The organism is Burkholderia territorii, from assembly GCF_001718335.1.
Taxonomy (GTDB): domain Bacteria; phylum Pseudomonadota; class Gammaproteobacteria; order Burkholderiales; family Burkholderiaceae; genus Burkholderia; species Burkholderia territorii.
The window spans coordinates 1,781,145-1,797,418 of record NZ_CP013365.1 but is presented as its reverse complement, the minus strand read 5'-3'; the positions used below and the strand labels follow the sequence as shown (position 1 = coordinate 1,797,418).

Genomic DNA, 16,274 nt, shown 5'->3' with positions numbered 1-16,274 from the left:
CTCGCCGGCCGGCCGATTCGCATCCATTCCACCACGAGAGACACGACATGACCTACTCATCGCAACGTCGAACCCTGTTGCTGGCCGCCGCGACGGCGCCGCTCGCCTTGACCGTCGCCGCGTGTGCTTCGCCGCCGGCCGCGGCGCAGGATGTTTCGTCCGCGACGTCGTTTGCCGCGCTCGAGCGCGCGGCCGGCGGCCGTCTCGGCGTGTGCGCGATCGACACCGCGAGCGGCCGGCACGCGCGGCATCGCGCGGACGAGCGCTTCCCGTTCTGCAGCACGTTCAAGGCAATGCTGAGCGCGGCGGTGCTCGCGCAGAGTGTCGAGCGTCCGGGGCTGTTGCAGCAGCGGGTGACGATCGCGCAGTCCGATCTCGTGAACTACTCGCCGGTGTCGGGAAAGCACGTCGGCGCCGGGATGACCGTCGCCGAGTTGTGCGAGGCGGCGATCCAGTACAGCGACAATTCGGCCGCGAACCTGGCGATGAAGCTGATCGGCGGGCCGGCGGCCGTGACCGCATTTGCACGCTCGATCGGCGACGACACGTTCCGGCTCGATCGCTGGGAGACGGAACTGAACACCGCATTGCCGGGCGACCCGCGCGACACGACGACGCCCGCCGCGATGGCCGCGAGCATGCGCGTGCTCACGCTCGGCGATGCGCTGCCGCCCGCGCAGCGCGCGCAGCTCGTCGCGTGGCTGCGCGGCAACAAGGTCGGCGACAAGCGGATTCGCGCGGGCGTGCCGGCCGGCTGGCAAGTGGCCGACAAGACCGGCACCGGCGACTACGGGACGACGAACGACGCGGGCGTGATCTGGCCGCCGTCGCGCGCGCCGATCGTGCTCGTCGTGTACTACACGCAGGCGCGTGCCGATGCGAAGGCGAAGGACGACGTGATCGCGGCCGCCGCGCGCATCGCGGTCGCGGCGTTGGCCTGAGCGGGCGGCGCGGCGTGCATTCATCGGCGGACGGACGAAGCGATGGATGCACGCCGTGCCGCGGTCGTGATCGGCACGTCGAAACGTTGTGCGATCAACGACTTAGGTCACGCATGCTCAGGATATCCACATCCTTGCCAACAAAAAGTGTGGACAAGCCCGCGAGTGGGCGCGTTCGTTGACGGGCGGGCTGGGCGCCGGCGTGCGGGAGGCCTGTCTGCACGGTTCGAAGCGGCACGGACAAAGCCTTTCGGATCAAGCGCTTGTGCGTGGTATGCGCAGGCTATCCACATGCTTGCCAACAAAATCTGTGGACAAGCCCGCGCGATGTTCAGCCGTGCCGATCGTCGACCGACGGCCAGCGCGCGAACGCGAACACCCACAACATGATGAAGTTCACGACCGGGATGAACATCGTCAGGATCCACCAGCCTGAATGCCCTGTACGCCGAACGATCCGGACATACGGATAGACGACGATCGCGACGAGCACGAGCGAAACGATCAACTGCCCAGCGGTGAAGTGTTCCATGGTCTTCCTCGGATGATGTGTCGTTGTCCGATGCGGGCCGAACGGCCCGCACGTGTGTCGCCGCATGCCGTGTCGCGATGCGCGGCCGCGTGCGGCTCGTGTGATCCTGACGCGCGGCATGCATGAACGTCAAGCTGCGTTCTGCATGCCGCCGCTGCGTCGGATTGCCGGATCGTGCGAGCGAGCGTGTCGCGCGTTGCCGCAATGTTGGCGCGGCACATGAATCATTGGCCGATCAAGGGGTTAGGCGATGCGTGCGCAGGATATCCACAAGCTTGCCAACAAAATCTGTGGGCAAGTGGGGCGACGAGCGCGTCGCATGCCGCACGCGTATGGTGCGTACATCGGCGTGGCATCGTGATGCGACGTGCGGCGAACTGGCGCGTGTGTTGGCGCGGCGCACACCGCGTCTGCATCACGCGTGCCAAAGTCCGTCGGATCAAGGGCTTAGCGTCGCGGTGCGCAGGATATCCACAAGCTTGCCAACATTTTCTGTGGAGAAGTCCGCGTGGCGATCGGGTGGCGCGGCACCGCGTGCGTGTCGTGCGCCGTGCCGACGCGCGCGTCGGTTCACGCAGTGCATACGCCAGCCACGGCGACTTTCTGGAACAGATGCGGACTCGCGACGGCGGACGACGGATAAGCCGACAGTTTCGAGATGAACTCAGGGTGCGTGAAGGCCGCGCGAAATGCATCGGTCGATTCCCAGATCGCGTAGTTGAAGTAGGTCGGACTGTCGCCGAGCGCGCGATGAAGCTGGGTCGAGATGAATCCGGGCTGCCGTTTCATGAATTCGGCGTCGTCTTTCCACACGGCAAGGAAATCCGCTTCGTCGGCCGCGGCCAGCGTGAACACGTTGACGAGAACGACGGGTTGCGCGTCGATGCCGAGTTGTTGCTGGATCGGAAAGGCCGGGTCCATCGGTTTGAAATGAGGCATGGGGTACTCCTGCAAGTAAGTGGGGCGATGGCGCGATCACGCCTGGCCGTTCGGTGCATGAGCGCCGGACATCGTCGACAGCACGCGTATCGCCGCATCGAGATCGGTCGAACTGAACTGGCCGGCGATGTCGCGGACATGCTGCTGCCATTGCCCGACCACCGCCTCGTAGGCAGCGGCACCGCGCGGGGTCAGCGTGTACAACGGAGAGCGCTTGTGCGTCGGGTTCGGCAACGGTTGCACCAGTCCTTCTTCCACGAGCACGTTGATCTGTTTCAGGACGGCCTGCCGCGTGATGCCCATGGCGTCGGCGATCTGCGGGATGTTCGGGGCCTCGGGCGCCATCGAGATGGCGCCCAGCACCTGCCAGCGCGCGCTGGTCAGGCCGTGCGGCGCGGCAAAGGTATTGCCCCATTCGATCAGCAAGCCGTTCAGCCGGAAGACGGACAGTGCGACAGCGGTCAACTTGGCGGGTTTAGTCATGTTCGGCATGAGTCGATAAATTGACAACCAGTTTACGTAATGGGTAACTGGTTGTCAAATTGACCACGAATTGCCACTGCCGGACGAGCGTGCCGGCCTGGCAGGAGAGGGAATCGGTATGCGATGTCGCGTCGAGACGTGCGCTTGTTCGACCCGGCCTGGCGCATTCGCTGCGCACGCCCGCCAAATCCTTTCGGATCAATCGCTTGCCGTCGTTGGCAGCCGGTTGTCCACAAGCTTGCCAACACAATCTGTGGAAAAGGCGGCCGTCACGCGTGTATCAGGCCGGCACCGGAAAACGCACCGTCACGGTCAACCCGCGCCCGCCTTGCGTCGTCGCGAGCGCGACCGTCGCGCGATGCTGTTCGGCGATCCGCTTGACGATCGACAGGCCGAGCCCGCTGCCCGACGACGTGGCCGCCTGCGCGCCTTCGCCGCGATAGAAGCGCTCCCATACATCCGTGCGCTCGGCTTCCGGAATGCCGGGGCCGTCGTCGGCGACTTCGAGCACGGGCGTCGCGCCGTCGAGGCGCGCGGACACGTCGACGCGCGCGCCGTCGCCCGCGTAGCGGATCGCATTGTCGACGAGGTTGTTCAGCAGCACGCGCAACGTGTCCTTGTTGCCCGTGGCCATCACGGGCGACGACACGATCGCGCCGAGGTCGATATGGTGCGCATCCGCGACGCGCGTGCGATCGGCGACCACCGACCGGCACAGCGCGGCGAGATCGACGGGCGCGGATGCCGCGGCCGACGACTGCGCGTCCGGTTCGAGGCGCGCGAGCGTCAGCAACTGTTCGGCGAGGTGGCCGAGGCGCGTCGTGCCGGCCTGGATCTGCGCGACGATCTGCTCGCGCTCGTCGGCCGTCGACGCGCGCCGCAGCAATTGCGACTGGATCGACAGCCCCATGATCGGCGTGCGCAATTCGTGCGCGGCATCGGCGATGAAGTGTCGCTGCAGCGTAAACGAGCGGTCGAGCCGTGCGAGCAAGTCGTTGATCGCCTCGGCGAGCGGGCGCACCTCGTTCGGCATCGACGCGATGTCGACCGGTTCGAGATTGTTCGCATTCCTGCGCTTCAGGCCGGATGCGATCGTGCGCAGCGGCCGAAGCCCCGCGCCAATGCCGAACCACAACCCGATCGCGAGGACCGGCAGCATCGAGAACACCGGCCAGAGCAGGTGCACCGCGATGCCCGCGATCGCTTCCCAGCGCGCATGCCGCGCCTGCGCGAGCCGGATCGTCGTGCCGCCGCGCTCGGTCACGTAGGTGCGCCACGGCTGGCCGCCGACGTCGACGCTGCCGAGGCCCGTCTGCGTCGGCGGGGGCAGCGCGGATTTGCGATCGGTCGAATAAACGAGCGTGCCGTTGCGCCAGACTTGCAGCAGCACGGCGTCGGGATCGCCGGCCTCGAATTCGTGTTTCCCCTCGCGATGGTTGCGGAACGACAGCTCGCCGTTCGGACCGACGACGATCTGCTTCGACATGCTGCGCATCTGGTCGTCGAGGAGATCGTCGAGCTCGCGCAGCGCGCCCCAGTAGGTGCCCGCGCTCGCGACCAGCCCGATCACGCACGCGGCCGGCAGCAGCCACGTCAACAGGCGCCGCCGCAGCGACGCGCTGCGCCAGCGCGCGATCGCATGTTGCAGGCGCGTCATGCGCCGTCACCGATCCGGTAGCCGACGCCGCGCACCGTGCGGATCATGTCGTGGCCGAGCTTCTTGCGCAGGTTGTGGATGTGTACCTGAACCGCGTTGCTCTCGATTTCCTCGCCCCAGCTGTACAGCCGTTCCTCGAACTGTTCGCGCGAGATCACCGCGCCGGGGTCGCGCATCAGTTCGTGCAGCAGCACGAATTCCTTCGGCGACAGCGTGACTTCTTCATCGTTGAGCCAGACCAGGTGCTTGACCGGATCGAGCCGCAGCGGGCCGATCGCGAGCGTCGTCTGCGCGCGCCCCGCGTGACGGCGATTGACGGCGCGAATGCGCGCGAGCAGTTCCTCGAGCACGAACGGCTTGACCAGGTAGTCGTCGGCGCCGCTGTCGAGGCCGGCGATGCGGTCCGGCACGCCGTCGCGCGCGGTGATGATGATCGCGGGCAGGGTTTCGTCGCGCCGGCGCAGCGACGCGAGCACCGACAGGCCGTCGCGATTCGGCAGCCCGAGGTCGAGCAGCAGCAGGCCGTAGCCGGTCGAGCGCAGCGCGAGCGTCGCGGCGTCGCCGTCCTTGACCCAGTCGACCGCGAAGCCTTCCTGTTTGAGGCCCTGTTCGAGCCCGCTGCCGATTAGCGGATCGTCCTCGACGAGCAGTACGCGCATGGATTCGTGTCTGTTGGCGGGCGTGGCGCCCGGGGTTCCCATGATAAGCGCAGGTGTCTTAGGGAGAGCTTAAACGGCGATGGCCGGCGCGCGTTCGTGCGCGCCCGATGCGGCACCGTGTCGCTTCGGCACGGCCTTCAGGTTTGCTTAATCTTACGGTCCGTAATCTTGGGCCGTCGCGTTCAACCGGACGCGGCGCGTTATCGAGGAAGAGGAGAAACGCAATCATGAAACATCTGGCCAGAACCCTGAGCGTCGCGCTCGCGCTGCTGCCTGCCGCCGTCCATGCGGAATACACGGGGCCGTCCACGCTGACCACGACGACCGTGAAGGAACTGCTCGCGAACGGCAAGGACGACCAGCACGTGCAACTGCAGGGGCGCATCGTCAAGCATACCGGCGGCGAGGACTACGAGTTCGCCGATGCAACCGGCACGATCCGCGTCGAGATCGACAAGAAGCTGTGGGCGGCCGGCCAGCCCGTCAGCGACAAGAACGAAGTGAAGCTGACCGGCGAGTTCGAGCGCAAATGGTCGGGCAAGGTGAAGGTCGACGCCGACCACATCGAAGTGCTGCGCTGACCGGTGCGCGCGGGGCCGGTGATACCATGGACGACCGGTTCCCGTTCTCACCAAGATGGCCGCCAATTTCGATGAACTCGCGTCCCGGATCCGGGCGCAATTTTCCGAACTGAGCCCGCAATTCCAGGCGGGCGCTGCATTTCTGCTCGATCATCCCGACGAGGTTGCCACCTCGTCGATGCGCAAGGTCGCGCAGCGCGCGCAGGTTCAACCCGCGTCGCTCGTGCGGCTCGCGCAGCAATTCGGTTTCCCCGGCTGGAACGAGCTGCGCGACCTGTGCGTCGCGCGCGTGCGCACGCGTCCCGAGCCGCTTACGCAGCGTGCGCGTTCGCTCGTGCGGCCCGATGCGAAGGCGTCGCTCGCGCACGACCTGCTTGCCGCGCAGCAGCATAACCTTGCCGCCACCGCCGCGCAGAACGAGCACGCGCTCGCCGACGCCGCGAAGCTGATCCGCAAGGCGTCGCACGTGCACGTCGCCGGGTTTCGGTCGTGCTATCCGGTCGCGTTCGGATTCGTGTACGGCTATCGGCTGTTCCGGCCGACCGTGTCGCTGCTCAACGGCGTCGCCGGCTCGCTCGAGATGGAGTTGCGCACGATCGCGAAGCAGAGCGTGACGGTGGTCATCAGTTTCGCGCCGTATTCCGCGGAAGCGACGCGCGTCGCGCAGGCGGCGAAGGCGCAGGGCAGCAAGATCGTCGCGATCACGGACAGCGCTGTGTCGCCGATCGCGCTGCATGCGGACGCGCAGCTGATCTTCACGCACGACAGCCCGTCGTTCTTTCCGTCGCTGGTCGCCGCGCATGCGATGGCCGAGGCGCTGGTCGCGCAGTTGCTGGCGCTCGAAGGCAGCGATGCGATCGCGGCGCTCGAGCGCGCGGAAGCGGAACTGCATGCGAAGGGCGCTTATGTCGTGTAGACGCGCGGCGGCGTGACCAGCGGGGCACCTCGCCACGCCGCGCCCGAGGCGCTGCCATCCACATCGATATTTCGCCGTGTCCTGAAGCGTCGCGGTGTCGCGCGCGCGTATGCTGACGTCTCCATTCCGAGGAGATCGCGATGTCCGATTCCAACGTGCAGTTCCGCCAGGCCGAAACCTTCCGCGCGCTGCACACGCGCCCCGGAGCCTTCATCATCCCGAACCCGTGGGATGCCGGTTCGGCCCGGCTGCTCGCGATGGCGGGCTTCGAAGCGCTTGCTACCACGAGTGCCGGCTTCGCGTTTTCGAGAGGGCGACCCGACAACGCGATCGACCGCGACGAAATGCTGGACCACATCGCCGAGATCGTCGCCGCGGGCGGCCTGCCGGTCAGCGCCGATCTCGAGAATGGTTTCGGCGACGCGCCGGACACGGTCGCCGACACGATTCGCCTGGCGGCCGACGCCGGGGCGGTGGGCGGCTCGATCGAGGATGCGACCGGCCGCGCCGATGCGCCGATCTATCCTCACGACGTGGCGGTCGAGCGTATCGCGGCGGCGGTCGATGCGGCGCGTTCGCTGAAGTTTCCGTTCACGCTGACCGCGCGCTGCGAAAACTACCTGCACGGCCGTCCCGACCTCGCCGACACGATCGCGCGGCTGGTCGCATACCGTGATGCCGGCGCCGACGTGCTGTACGCGCCCGGTGTGACCGACCCCGACGACATCGTGGCGATCACGCGCGCGGTCGGCGCGCCGGTCAACGTCGTGATGGGACTGCAGGGCGGCTTGCTGAGCCTCGACGCGCTCGCGGCGCTCGGCGTGAAGCGCGTGAGCGTCGGCGGCGCGCTCGCGCGGGCCGCGTTCGGCGCATTCCTGCGCGCCGCGACGGAAATGGCGCGCGACGGCACGTTCACGTTCACGCAGGCGGCCGTGCCGGGGCGCGACCTCAATCGCTGGTTTTCGGCACCGGACAATTCGCGCGTCCGGTTCGAACAATGAGTGTCGATAAAACGCGAGAACGTTTACAGCCGTAATCCGATTGACAGTGATCAATCGAAACCGTTGTCGATTTGAAGTTCGACGACGGCGCAAAATTCATCGTTTATTCTCCGCATTCCGGCGGTTTGACCATAATCGGCGCGCAAGCCGCGCCGATTATGGTGCCAGAAGCCTGCCGCGCGAACCGGTGCCGCGTATTGCCGCGATTTTCCGATCGATGTTTTTCGGTGTTCGGGAGTTGCCGGTTATTTGTCGGATTGGTAATCTGCGGCAGATCCGAATGACCGGCGCGGGCCGCCGGAAAATGAATATATAAAAAATCGAGAGAGCGATGACAATCCGAGCAAATCGCAACCACGGCTTTCGCGTCGGCGATGTCGTGACGCTGAAAACGGGTGGGCCGCGCATGACCGTCACCTATGCCGGGCCGGTCGTGTTCGATGATGCCGACTGGCTCATCTGCCAGTGGTTCGACGAGGGCGGCCACTTCCGCCAGGAAATGTTTCATCACGAAACGGTGGTGCCCGAACCGCGTGCGATTTCCGCCGGGCGCGTGCGCATGCGCATGCAGTCGAACCGCTACCGGTCGGCAGCCTGACGCCACGTCCGTCACGGTGCCGCGCCGCGTACCGGCCGCGCGTTGCTGCATCGCAGCAGCCAGCGGCGCCGGCATGCCCATGACCGCGACTTCCGCGACATTTCACGTCAACCCGAAACATGCGTCGGCCCGGCGCACCGATACTGCACGCATGAACCCGACCGATCCGATTGCCGCGGTCACGCACCGCGATCCGTACCCGTACTACTCGACGCTCGTCGACGGGCCACCGCTCGCGTTCGACGCCTCGCTCGGCCTGTGGGTCGCGAGCCGGGCGGCGAGCGTCACGGCCGTGCTCTGTCACCCGGCGTGCCGCGTCAGGCCGCTCGATGCGCCGGTACCGCCCGCGCTGCGAGGGACGACGGCGGGTGCACTGTTCGGCGAACTCGTGCGCATGAACGACGGCGCATTGCGGCACGACGTGCCGAAACAGGCGCTGCGCACGGCATTCGCGCCGATCGACGCCGATGCGTTGCGCGAGCGGGCCGCGCAACTCGCCGGCCGCCGGCTGCCGGCGCCGCATGACGCGGATGCGCTGAACGCGTGGTGCATGATGGTGCCGGTGTGCGCGGTCGCCGATCTGCTCGGCTTCGACGACACGCAGCTCGACGATATTGCCGCGCTGGTCGTCGACTTCGTCGCCGCGCTGTCGCCGCTGTCGGACGATGCGGCACTGGCCCGCGCGAGCGAGGCCGCGCGGCAACTGCTCGACCGGATGACCGAGCGCGTCGCGCGCACGCGCGCACACGACGGCTCATGGGTCGCGGCGATTCAGCAGGCGGCCGGCGCCGCGGGATGGCACGCGAGCGGCGCGCTCGTCGCGAATCTCGTCGGGTTGCTGTCGCAAACGTGCGAGGCGACGGCTGCATGGCTCGGCAATGTGCTGGTCGCGTGGGACGGTGCCGTCGCCGAAAGCGTGCTGCCGGAGCGCGCGGCGCTCGATGCATTCGTCGCCGAGGTCGGACGATTCGATTCGCCGGTGCAGAATACGCGCCGCTTCGTCGCGTCGCGCACGACGATCGAGGGCGTGACCGTCGATGCCGGTGCGGCCATCCTGGTCGTGCTCGCGGCGGCGAATCGCGATCCGGCCGTGCATCGCGATCCGAACCGGTTGTTGCCCGGCCGCGCGCCGGGGCCGAACTTCGGGTTCGGCACGGGGCCGCATGGCTGCCCGGGCGAGCGGATCGCGCGGGCGGTGACGGCGGGGGCGTTCGGGGCGTGGTTGCGCGCGGGCAGTGACGTGCCGCGCGACAAGCTGGTGTGGGACTACCGGGCCTCGACCAACGTCAGGATGCCGAAATTCGGCGCGGCGAGGTAAGGGGAATGGCGCGGCTGCCTAGCGGCAACCTTGCTTCTCGGCCCATTGCTGCTGGGCGGCAACGCGGCGCTGCACGCGTTCGACGAGACCGGCCGAGAAGGTCCGCATGCTGACGCCGCGGCGCTTCGCGAGGATGGTTTGCGCGACGTCCGTTTGCGGGTTCGGCTGGCATGCCCAGTACAGCGTCATCAGCCAGCCGATGCCCGTCCACCCGAACAGCGCGTTGAACATCGCGATCGTCAGCTTGTCGTGCCGGGCGCGCCGGTCGGCGACAACAGCCGGAAGAAAATAGAGCGCGATCGCCGCGACCGAACCGGCTATCTGAATCAGGACTTCGTGTTGCATGTTGCTGCTCCGTCCGAACTTCAATGAGGCCGATTGTCGCGCTTTTTCCGTTCGTGTGCCGGCAATTGATTGTTGCGTTTTTAATGACGATCAGCGCGTGGCGACGTCCGCCGGCTGCATTTCGTTGCGCAGCGCGAAACCTTCGTCGAGCCAGCCGGTGATACCGCCGATCATCAGCTTCACCGGGCGGCCGAGGCGCGCGAGCCGGATCGCCGCGCGCGCCGCGCCGTTGCAGTGCGGCCCCGCGCAGTAGACGACGAACAGCGTGTCGGCCGGATGGTCGGCGAGCTTGCCGGCGACGATCTTGCGGTGCGGCAGGTTGCGCGCGCCGGGCACGTGGCCGGCGGCAAACTGCTCGGGCCCCCGCACGTCGAGCAGCACGAAATCGGGCGCGCCGGACGCAAGCGCGTCGTGCACGTCCCAGCAGTCGGTCTCGAAGCGCAACGAGGCTTCGAAGTGCGCGAGGGCGGCGGCGCTGTCGGCGGCGGGGACGTCGGTGACGTAGGACATGAAAGGCACTCCTGGAGGACGGCGCCCAATGCGCCGGGATGAAGGGCAGTATCGCGGTTCGGCGGCCATCGCGGCAGTGGCGTGATCGACAAGTTCCGGTAACATCGCGCCATGCACAATCATCTCGTCGTCGCGCTCGCCTACGATCGCCTCTGCACCTTCGAATTCGGCTGCGTGGTCGAACTGTTCGCGCTCGAACGCCCGGAACTCGGCGTCGACTGGTATCGCTTCGCGGTCTGCGCGAGCGAGCCGGGGCCCGTGCGCGCGGCGGGCGGCATCACGGTCGCCGCGCCGTACCGGCTCGCGATGCTCGATCGCGCGGACACCATCGTGATTCCCGGCTGGCGCGATCCCGACGAGCCGCCGCCGGAACCGTTGCTGAAGAAGCTGCGTGCCGCGCACCGTCGCGGCGCGCGGCTCTGTTCGATTTGCTCGGGCGTGTTCGTGCTCGCGGCGGCCGGCGTGCTCGACGGGCTCACCGTCACGACGCACTGGCGCTACGCCGAGCGCCTGCAGGCGCGCTATCCGTCGCTGCGCGTGAATCCCGACGCGCTGTACGTCGACGAAGGGCAGGTCGTCACGTCGGCCGGCTCGGCGGCAGGGCTCGACATGCTGCTGCATCTCGTGCGCCGCGATCACGGCGGCGCGATCGCGAACCGGGTCGCGCAGCGCCTCGTGCTGCCGCCGCATCGCGACGGCGGCCAGGCGCAGTTCGTGCCGCGACCGGTCGCGCCGGGCGGCAGCGACCGGCTCGCGAAGCTGATCGACTGGATGCGCGCGCATGCGGCCGAGCCGCACACGCTCGCGTCGCTGGCCGCGCAGGCGGCGATGAGCACGCGCACGCTGCAGCGGCAGTTCGCAGACGCGACGGGGATGTCGCCGCTCGCGTGGCTGATCCGCGAGCGCGTGAACGTCGCGAAGGACATGCTCGAAGCGCATCCCGGGATGTCGCTCGCGCAGGTTGCCGCGCGCGCGGGGTTCGGTTCCGAGGAGTCGTTGCGCCGGCACTTCCGGCGTGTCGCGGCGACGAGCCCGGCCGCGTATCGGCGCGGGATGGATCGCGGCGTGAGGTCCGCTGACGCGTGAGCGTCGCGTTTTCCTTCGCCACGGCTTCGCCGGCCGTCGCTTATTCGTCGTTCACTGCCAGCTGATTTCGAGCACGCTTCGGATCGCGGTCGCCGAAGGCCATGCAGCCGGCCGACGCGATCGTATCGTGGCACGGCGAACTGAAGGCGAATTCGATGAGGATAGCGAAGCAAAGCTTCGCCGCATGGGCCGGTCGTTTGCCTGCCGGACCGGCGAACCGTCACGCATCGCGACGCCGGCCGCGCGCTGCCGGCGCGGCGTCGCGGCGTCGCGGCGCGCATGCTCAGCGCGTGACGGTGTCGCGCACGGTTTCCTTGATGCACGCGATCCGGTACACGCCGTCCTCGACTTCGACGCCGTGTGTGTCGTGCGTGAAGCCGGGGAAGCGCAGGTCGTACTGCTCGAGTGCCTTCAGGTAGCCGAGCAGCGGGCCGTCGGCCGGCCCCGCGTTCTCGCCGGGCATCAGCAGCGGAATGCCCGGCGGATAGGGCACGACACCCGTCGCGACCGTGCGGCCTTCCATCTCCGACAGCTCCAGCATCTCGATGTCGTTGTGCACGAGATGCTCGAACGCCTCGGCCGGGCTGAAGTCGGGCTTCGGCAACGTCGAGAAGCCGCGCGACATCATCTCGGTCGTCTTCAGGTCGCTCATCGCGCTGAACATCAGGTCGCACAGATCGCGCAGGCCGAGCTTGCCGTAGCGGTCCGGATAGCGCGCGACGAGTTCCGGCAGCGCCTGTTCGAGCGGCGCGTTCGCGTCGTAGTCGCGCTTGAAGTCGAGCAGCGTGTTGACGAGCGTGCCCCACTTGCCCTTCGTCACGCCGAGCGAGAACAGGAACAGGATCGTGAAGTCGGTCGTCTTCTCGACGACGATGCCGTGGCGGTCCAGATACGCGGTGACGACCGACGCCGGAATGCCGACCGGCATCAGCCCGCCGTGCGGCGCGACGCCCGGCGTGACGATCGACACCTTGATCGGATCGAGCATGCAGTAGTCGTCCTCGATGTCGCCGAAACCGTGCCACGTATCGCCCGGATGCAGCACCCAGCATGACGGATCGGTGGCGAGCAGCGTTTCGTCCGCTTCGTGGAAGCGCACGCGCCGGCCCGTCTTGCGATCGACCACGGTGTCCGGCTGCCACCCGTTGAAGAACCAGTCGTCGTTCTCCTCGCATTCCGCATGCAGCCGCGCGAGCATCCGGCGGAACGACACGGCTTCGCGGATCGCGTCCGTCGTCAGTGCCTCGCCGCCGGGGCCGTCCATCATCGCGGCGCTCACGTCGTTCGACGCGATGATCGCGTAGTTCGGCGACGTCGACGCATGCATCATGTATGCCTCGTTGAAGCGCGCATGCTCGATCGGGTTGCGGCCGTCGCGAACATGGATGAACGACGCCTGCGACAGCGCGGCGAGCAGCTTGTGCGTCGATTGCGTCGCGAACACGGTCGGCTTGCTCGCGTCGTGCCGCGCCGGATCGCCGTGCATCGCGTGACGATCGCGGTAGATCGGATTGAAGCGCGCATAGCCGTACCACGCTTCGTCGAAATGCAATCGGTCGACGCTCTGCCCGAGCAGTTCCTCGACGCGCGCGACGTTGTAGCAGAGGCCGTCGTACGTCGAGTTCGTGATCAGCGCGTGCACGGGCGTCGGATCGATGCCGTCGCGACCGCGCACCAGCGGGTTCGCGTCGATCGCGAGACGCACGGCGGCGGCGGTGAGCCGTTCCGGCATGATCGGCCCGATGATCCCGTAATGGTTGCGCGACGGAATCAGGTAGGTCGGAATCGCGCCGGACATCGTCATCGCGTGCTCGGCGGACTTGTGGCAGTTGCGGTCGCACAGCGCGACCTGGTTGCGCGTGACGCTCGCCATCAGGATCACGCGGTTCGACATCGACGAGCCGTTCGTCACGTGATACGTGCGGTGCGCGCCGAACACGCGCGCCGCGTAGCGTTCGCTTTCGCCGATCGGGCCCGAGTGGTCGAGCAGCGAGCCGAGTTCGCCGACCGAGATCGACAGGTCGGAGCGGAACAGCGCCTCGCCGAAGAATTCGAAGTACGCGCGGCCGACCGGCGATTTCAGGAACGCAGTGCCGCCCGTGTGGCCCGGCGTGTGCCACGAGTATTCGTACACGCGCGAGAACTGCGCGAGTGCGCGGAACATCGGCGGCAGCACGGTTTCGCGGTAGCGTTCGATCGCGGCGACGATCCGCCCGCCGATGAACGCGGTGGTGTCTTCCAGCATCCAGATGAAGTCGTCGGCCTTGCGCATCGCGTCGACGGGAATCGCGGCCGCGCTCGCGCGGCTCGCGAGCAGGAACACCGGCACCGTCGCATTGCGCGCGCGCATCGCGTCGAGCACGGCCTGCGCGGGCGCATGAGCGGGATCGTTGCCGAGCTCCCAGTTGAGCAGCAGGCACTGGATCGCGGGATCGGCGTCGACCACCGCGCGCGCGTCTTCGGCGGAGGTCGCGATCACGACGTCGACGAGGCGCGTGCGCAATTCTTCGACGAGCGCGGTGGCCGCGCGTCCGGTGGCCGTGCGTTCGTCGATGTCGTGCTGCACGAGCAGCGCCTTCATGCCGAGGCGGCGGAACGCCGGTTGGGTCAAGGAAGCGGTCATGGGTTATTCCCCCGTTTGCTGGGTTGCCTGGACGCCCGCGGCCGGCGAGCGTGCGTGAAGGACGTCGGCCTTGTGTCGGCCCACGGAGATCCAGAAGGTCGCGACGAGCGCGACGATGGTGACGCCGAGTGCGAGATAGCGCACCCAGCGCGGCGAGCGGCCGCCCGGATGGACATGGGTTTCCTCGATTTCGCGCTGGCGGTTGATCGACAGCTCGTAGAACACGATCGTTGCGATCACGAAGATCAGCGACCAGCGCGTCTGCTGCCCGTCGGAGCCGACCATCGCCCACAGCGCGTAGACGGCGCCGATCAGGCCGACGATCGTATAGAACGTGAACTGGTGCGACGGCATCTTGCCGTAGCCGAGCACCTTGATCGCGATGCACGAATAGATGTACGGCAGCAGCGTCATGATCACGGCGATCGACGCGATCTTGCCGAACTGCTCGCTCGCGCTCGGCGACATCGTCGCGAGCACCTGCACCGACATGATGACCGCGACGATCGCGAGGCCGGCCGACGGCACGTTCTTCGAGTTCACGCGCGCGAACACGCCGGCGAACAGGCCGTCGTCGGCCGCCGCCTTCGCGGTCTGGCCGACCAGCAGCGTCCAGCCGGCGAGCGAGCCGAGGCAGCCGAGCGCCGCGCAGATCGCGACCGCGTTCGCGGCGGTGTCGCCGAGCGCGAGGCGCGCGGCATCCGCGAACGGCGCGCTCGACGCGAGCAGCGCCTTGTTCGGGATCATTCCCATGATGACGGTCGAGCTGAGCACGTAGCAGACGGCGGCGAGCACGACGCCGCCGACGGTCGCGATCGGCACGTTGCGCGACGGGTTCTCGACCACGCCGGCCGACACCGATGCGCTCTCGACGCCGATGAACGCCCACAGCGTGAAGTTCAGCGTCGCGCCGATCGCGCCGAAGCTGCTCGCGCCGGACACGTTCCAGCCGGCGAGGTACACGTCCTTGCTGAACCAGAACCAGCCGAACACGGCCATGCCGAGGATCGGCACGAGCGCGAAGATTGTTGTGACCGACTGCACGCGGCCGACCACGTTCGGCCCGAGGATGTTCGCGTAGGTGAACAGCCAGATCACGAAGATCTGCGCGAGCGCGAAGACCAGCGGGTCGCGCAGCATCGGGAAGAAGTGCGTGAGATAGCCGAGGCCCGCGACCGCGAGGCCGACGTTGCCGAGCACGTTCGCGAGCCAGTAGATCAGGTTGGTCTGGTAGCCGATATACGGGCCGAACGACTTGCGCGCATACGCATACGGGCCGCCGGCGGCCGGGTCGATCGCCGCGAGCTTCGCGAACACCAGCGCGAGCGACACGGCGCCGACGACGGTGATCAGCCAGCCGAAGATCGCGATGCCGCCGGTGGCCGCGAGGTTTGCGGGCAGCATGAAGACGCCGGAGCCCATCATGTTGCCCGCGACCATCAGCGTGGCGGGGATGACGCCGATTTTCGGCGCGGCGGTCGCGGCTGGCGCGGCGGTGGAACGGGGGGAGGACGAGCTGGCATCGGACATGCGAGGCTCCTTGAGTGGACGTGATGCGGTTGAGGTGGCGCGGCCCGGCGCCGGTTCGGCGTTTTCCGAAAATGGATCGCCGTTTTATTGAACGACGCCATGTTATCCCGTTAATGATTTCAGGTAATGGTAAACGTTGAAATTTAATGAGTTAAATGTTGACGGATGTCATTGAAATCGAAAGCCGGGAATGGCGGTGTGGAATCGATTTCAAGCCGCGTCGAGGCTGGCAGGGCGGCGGAGCGGAGGCCCGGTAAATCTAGAGGGCGATCGAATCGGCGTGGGTGAATAATCGATTTTTGACCGACCGGTTAAATCATGGCGTGAGGTAAATAATGCGCGCGTTTATGATTGAATTTGTTGGCTATTACTCGTTGCATTAAAAGCGCGCTGTCGCGGAATCCGCTCCCGGATCGAGCGCGGGAAGCGGGCATGCGCCGGCGTCGCGGCACGCTCGGGCGGCACCGCGAACCGCGCCCGGAATGGCCCGGAAACGGTCGGGGAAAGGGCCCCGCGCGCAAACCATCGGCGTATCATCCGAACTTTCGTCAGCCC

16 protein-coding genes are annotated in these 16,274 nt (G+C 67.3%); 7 read left to right on the top strand and 9 right to left on the bottom strand.

From position 1 onward, the window contains the following. Positions 1 to 47 precede the first annotated feature (47 nt). On the top strand, positions 48 to 941 hold the full coding sequence (gene blaPEN-bcc, locus WS51_RS07935) for a PEN family class A beta-lactamase, Bcc-type (RefSeq protein WP_069228906.1): 894 nt from the start codon (positions 48 to 50) through the stop codon (positions 939 to 941). 331 nt (positions 942 to 1,272) lie between these two features. Here blaPEN-bcc and WS51_RS07930 read toward each other — a convergent pair whose 3' ends face one another. From WS51_RS07930 to WS51_RS07910, 5 genes are all read right to left on the bottom strand, one after another. Further along, positions 1,273 to 1,473: a DUF805 domain-containing protein gene (locus WS51_RS07930; RefSeq protein ID WP_059466929.1), complete on the bottom strand. Its 201-nt coding sequence runs from the start codon at positions 1,471 to 1,473 to the stop codon at positions 1,273 to 1,275. Positions 1,474 to 2,043: 570 nt separating this feature from the next. Further along, positions 2,044 to 2,412, bottom strand: coding sequence for an antibiotic biosynthesis monooxygenase family protein (locus tag WS51_RS07925; protein ID WP_059978160.1), 369 nt, complete (start codon positions 2,410 to 2,412; stop codon positions 2,044 to 2,046). A gap of 36 nt (positions 2,413 to 2,448) precedes the next feature. After that, positions 2,449 to 2,895 (bottom strand): MarR family winged helix-turn-helix transcriptional regulator, encoded by a 447-nt coding sequence (locus WS51_RS07920; RefSeq protein ID WP_059447114.1) that lies wholly within the window; start codon positions 2,893 to 2,895, stop codon positions 2,449 to 2,451. A 280-nt stretch (positions 2,896 to 3,175) separates the two neighbouring features. Continuing rightward, positions 3,176 to 4,552, bottom strand: coding sequence for a sensor histidine kinase (locus tag WS51_RS07915; protein WP_059447095.1), 1,377 nt, complete (start codon positions 4,550 to 4,552; stop codon positions 3,176 to 3,178). Next, positions 4,549 to 5,211 (bottom strand): response regulator, encoded by a 663-nt coding sequence (locus WS51_RS07910; protein WP_059447096.1) that lies wholly within the window; start codon positions 5,209 to 5,211, stop codon positions 4,549 to 4,551. The genes WS51_RS07915 and WS51_RS07910 overlap by 4 nt, the downstream gene beginning before the upstream one ends. 227 nt (positions 5,212 to 5,438) lie before the next feature. Here WS51_RS07910 and WS51_RS07905 point away from each other — a divergent pair, with 227 nt between their 5' ends. From WS51_RS07905 to WS51_RS07885, 5 genes are all read left to right on the top strand, one after another. Beyond that, positions 5,439 to 5,792 (top strand): YgiW/YdeI family stress tolerance OB fold protein, encoded by a 354-nt coding sequence (locus tag WS51_RS07905; RefSeq protein WP_059447097.1) that lies wholly within the window; start codon positions 5,439 to 5,441, stop codon positions 5,790 to 5,792. A gap of 55 nt (positions 5,793 to 5,847) precedes the next feature. After that, positions 5,848 to 6,708, top strand: a complete 861-nt coding sequence (locus WS51_RS07900) for a MurR/RpiR family transcriptional regulator (RefSeq protein ID WP_059447098.1) — start codon at positions 5,848 to 5,850, stop codon at positions 6,706 to 6,708. Positions 6,709 to 6,848: 140 nt separating this feature from the next. Next, complete coding sequence (locus tag WS51_RS07895; protein WP_069228905.1) at positions 6,849 to 7,709, top strand: isocitrate lyase/PEP mutase family protein; 861 nt, start codon at positions 6,849 to 6,851, stop codon at positions 7,707 to 7,709. 331 nt (positions 7,710 to 8,040) lie between these two features. Further along, positions 8,041 to 8,307, top strand: coding sequence for a YodC family protein (locus tag WS51_RS07890; protein WP_059447100.1), 267 nt, complete (start codon positions 8,041 to 8,043; stop codon positions 8,305 to 8,307). Positions 8,308 to 8,458: 151 nt separating this feature from the next. Next, positions 8,459 to 9,625 carry a cytochrome P450 gene (locus tag WS51_RS07885; protein WP_069229161.1) on the top strand — a complete coding sequence of 389 codons (1,167 nt, stop codon included), beginning with the start codon at positions 8,459 to 8,461 and terminating at the stop codon, positions 9,623 to 9,625. Between the two features lie 18 nt (positions 9,626 to 9,643). On the opposite strand, the gene WS51_RS07880 is transcribed toward WS51_RS07885, so the two are convergent. Both WS51_RS07880 and WS51_RS07875 read right to left on the bottom strand, forming a co-directional pair. Then, a complete protein-coding gene (locus WS51_RS07880) occupies positions 9,644 to 9,970 on the bottom strand; it encodes a superinfection immunity protein (RefSeq protein WP_059769172.1) in 327 nt (108 codons plus the stop codon). Positions 9,971 to 10,060: 90 nt separating this feature from the next. Next, positions 10,061 to 10,480, bottom strand: coding sequence for a rhodanese-like domain-containing protein (locus WS51_RS07875; RefSeq protein ID WP_059506608.1), 420 nt, complete (start codon positions 10,478 to 10,480; stop codon positions 10,061 to 10,063). 111 nt (positions 10,481 to 10,591) lie between these two features. On the opposite strand from WS51_RS07875, the gene ftrA reads away from it, so the two are divergent. Next, positions 10,592 to 11,566 (top strand): transcriptional regulator FtrA, encoded by a 975-nt coding sequence (ftrA, locus tag WS51_RS07870; RefSeq protein WP_059799702.1) that lies wholly within the window; start codon positions 10,592 to 10,594, stop codon positions 11,564 to 11,566. 283 nt (positions 11,567 to 11,849) lie between these two features. On the opposite strand, the gene WS51_RS07865 is transcribed toward ftrA, so the two are convergent. Together WS51_RS07865 and adiC are read right to left on the bottom strand one after the other, a co-directional pair. After that, positions 11,850 to 14,189, bottom strand: a complete 2,340-nt coding sequence (locus tag WS51_RS07865) for an Orn/Lys/Arg family decarboxylase (RefSeq protein WP_059506612.1) — start codon at positions 14,187 to 14,189, stop codon at positions 11,850 to 11,852. A 3-nt stretch (positions 14,190 to 14,192) separates the two neighbouring features. After that, positions 14,193 to 15,719: an arginine/agmatine antiporter gene (adiC, locus tag WS51_RS07860; protein WP_069228904.1), complete on the bottom strand. Its 1,527-nt coding sequence runs from the start codon at positions 15,717 to 15,719 to the stop codon at positions 14,193 to 14,195. Positions 15,720 to 16,274 lie beyond the last annotated feature (555 nt).

What these genes read in the sequence shown, in the direction of transcription:
- blaPEN-bcc (WP_069228906.1), top strand. Translation starts at nt 48, where the DNA reads ATGACCTACTCATCGCAACGTCGAACCCTGTTGCTGGCCGCCGCGACG.
- WS51_RS07930 (WP_059466929.1), bottom strand. Translation starts at nt 1,473, where the DNA reads ATGGAACACTTCACCGCTGGGCAGTTGATCGTTTCGCTCGTGCTCGTC.
- WS51_RS07925 (WP_059978160.1), bottom strand. Translation starts at nt 2,412, where the DNA reads ATGCCTCATTTCAAACCGATGGACCCGGCCTTTCCGATCCAGCAACAA.
- WS51_RS07920 (WP_059447114.1), bottom strand. Translation starts at nt 2,895, where the DNA reads ATGACTAAACCCGCCAAGTTGACCGCTGTCGCACTGTCCGTCTTCCGG.
- WS51_RS07915 (WP_059447095.1), bottom strand. Translation starts at nt 4,552, where the DNA reads ATGACGCGCCTGCAACATGCGATCGCGCGCTGGCGCAGCGCGTCGCTG.
- WS51_RS07910 (WP_059447096.1), bottom strand. Translation starts at nt 5,211, where the DNA reads ATGCGCGTACTGCTCGTCGAGGACGATCCGCTAATCGGCAGCGGGCTC.
- WS51_RS07905 (WP_059447097.1), top strand. Translation starts at nt 5,439, where the DNA reads ATGAAACATCTGGCCAGAACCCTGAGCGTCGCGCTCGCGCTGCTGCCT.
- WS51_RS07900 (WP_059447098.1), top strand. Translation starts at nt 5,848, where the DNA reads ATGGCCGCCAATTTCGATGAACTCGCGTCCCGGATCCGGGCGCAATTT.
- WS51_RS07895 (WP_069228905.1), top strand. Translation starts at nt 6,849, where the DNA reads ATGTCCGATTCCAACGTGCAGTTCCGCCAGGCCGAAACCTTCCGCGCG.
- WS51_RS07890 (WP_059447100.1), top strand. Translation starts at nt 8,041, where the DNA reads ATGACAATCCGAGCAAATCGCAACCACGGCTTTCGCGTCGGCGATGTC.
- WS51_RS07885 (WP_069229161.1), top strand. Translation starts at nt 8,459, where the DNA reads ATGAACCCGACCGATCCGATTGCCGCGGTCACGCACCGCGATCCGTAC.
- WS51_RS07880 (WP_059769172.1), bottom strand. Translation starts at nt 9,970, where the DNA reads ATGCAACACGAAGTCCTGATTCAGATAGCCGGTTCGGTCGCGGCGATC.
- WS51_RS07875 (WP_059506608.1), bottom strand. Translation starts at nt 10,480, where the DNA reads ATGTCCTACGTCACCGACGTCCCCGCCGCCGACAGCGCCGCCGCCCTC.
- ftrA (WP_059799702.1), top strand. Translation starts at nt 10,592, where the DNA reads ATGCACAATCATCTCGTCGTCGCGCTCGCCTACGATCGCCTCTGCACC.
- WS51_RS07865 (WP_059506612.1), bottom strand. Translation starts at nt 14,189, where the DNA reads ATGACCGCTTCCTTGACCCAACCGGCGTTCCGCCGCCTCGGCATGAAG.
- adiC (WP_069228904.1), bottom strand. Translation starts at nt 15,719, where the DNA reads ATGTCCGATGCCAGCTCGTCCTCCCCCCGTTCCACCGCCGCGCCAGCC.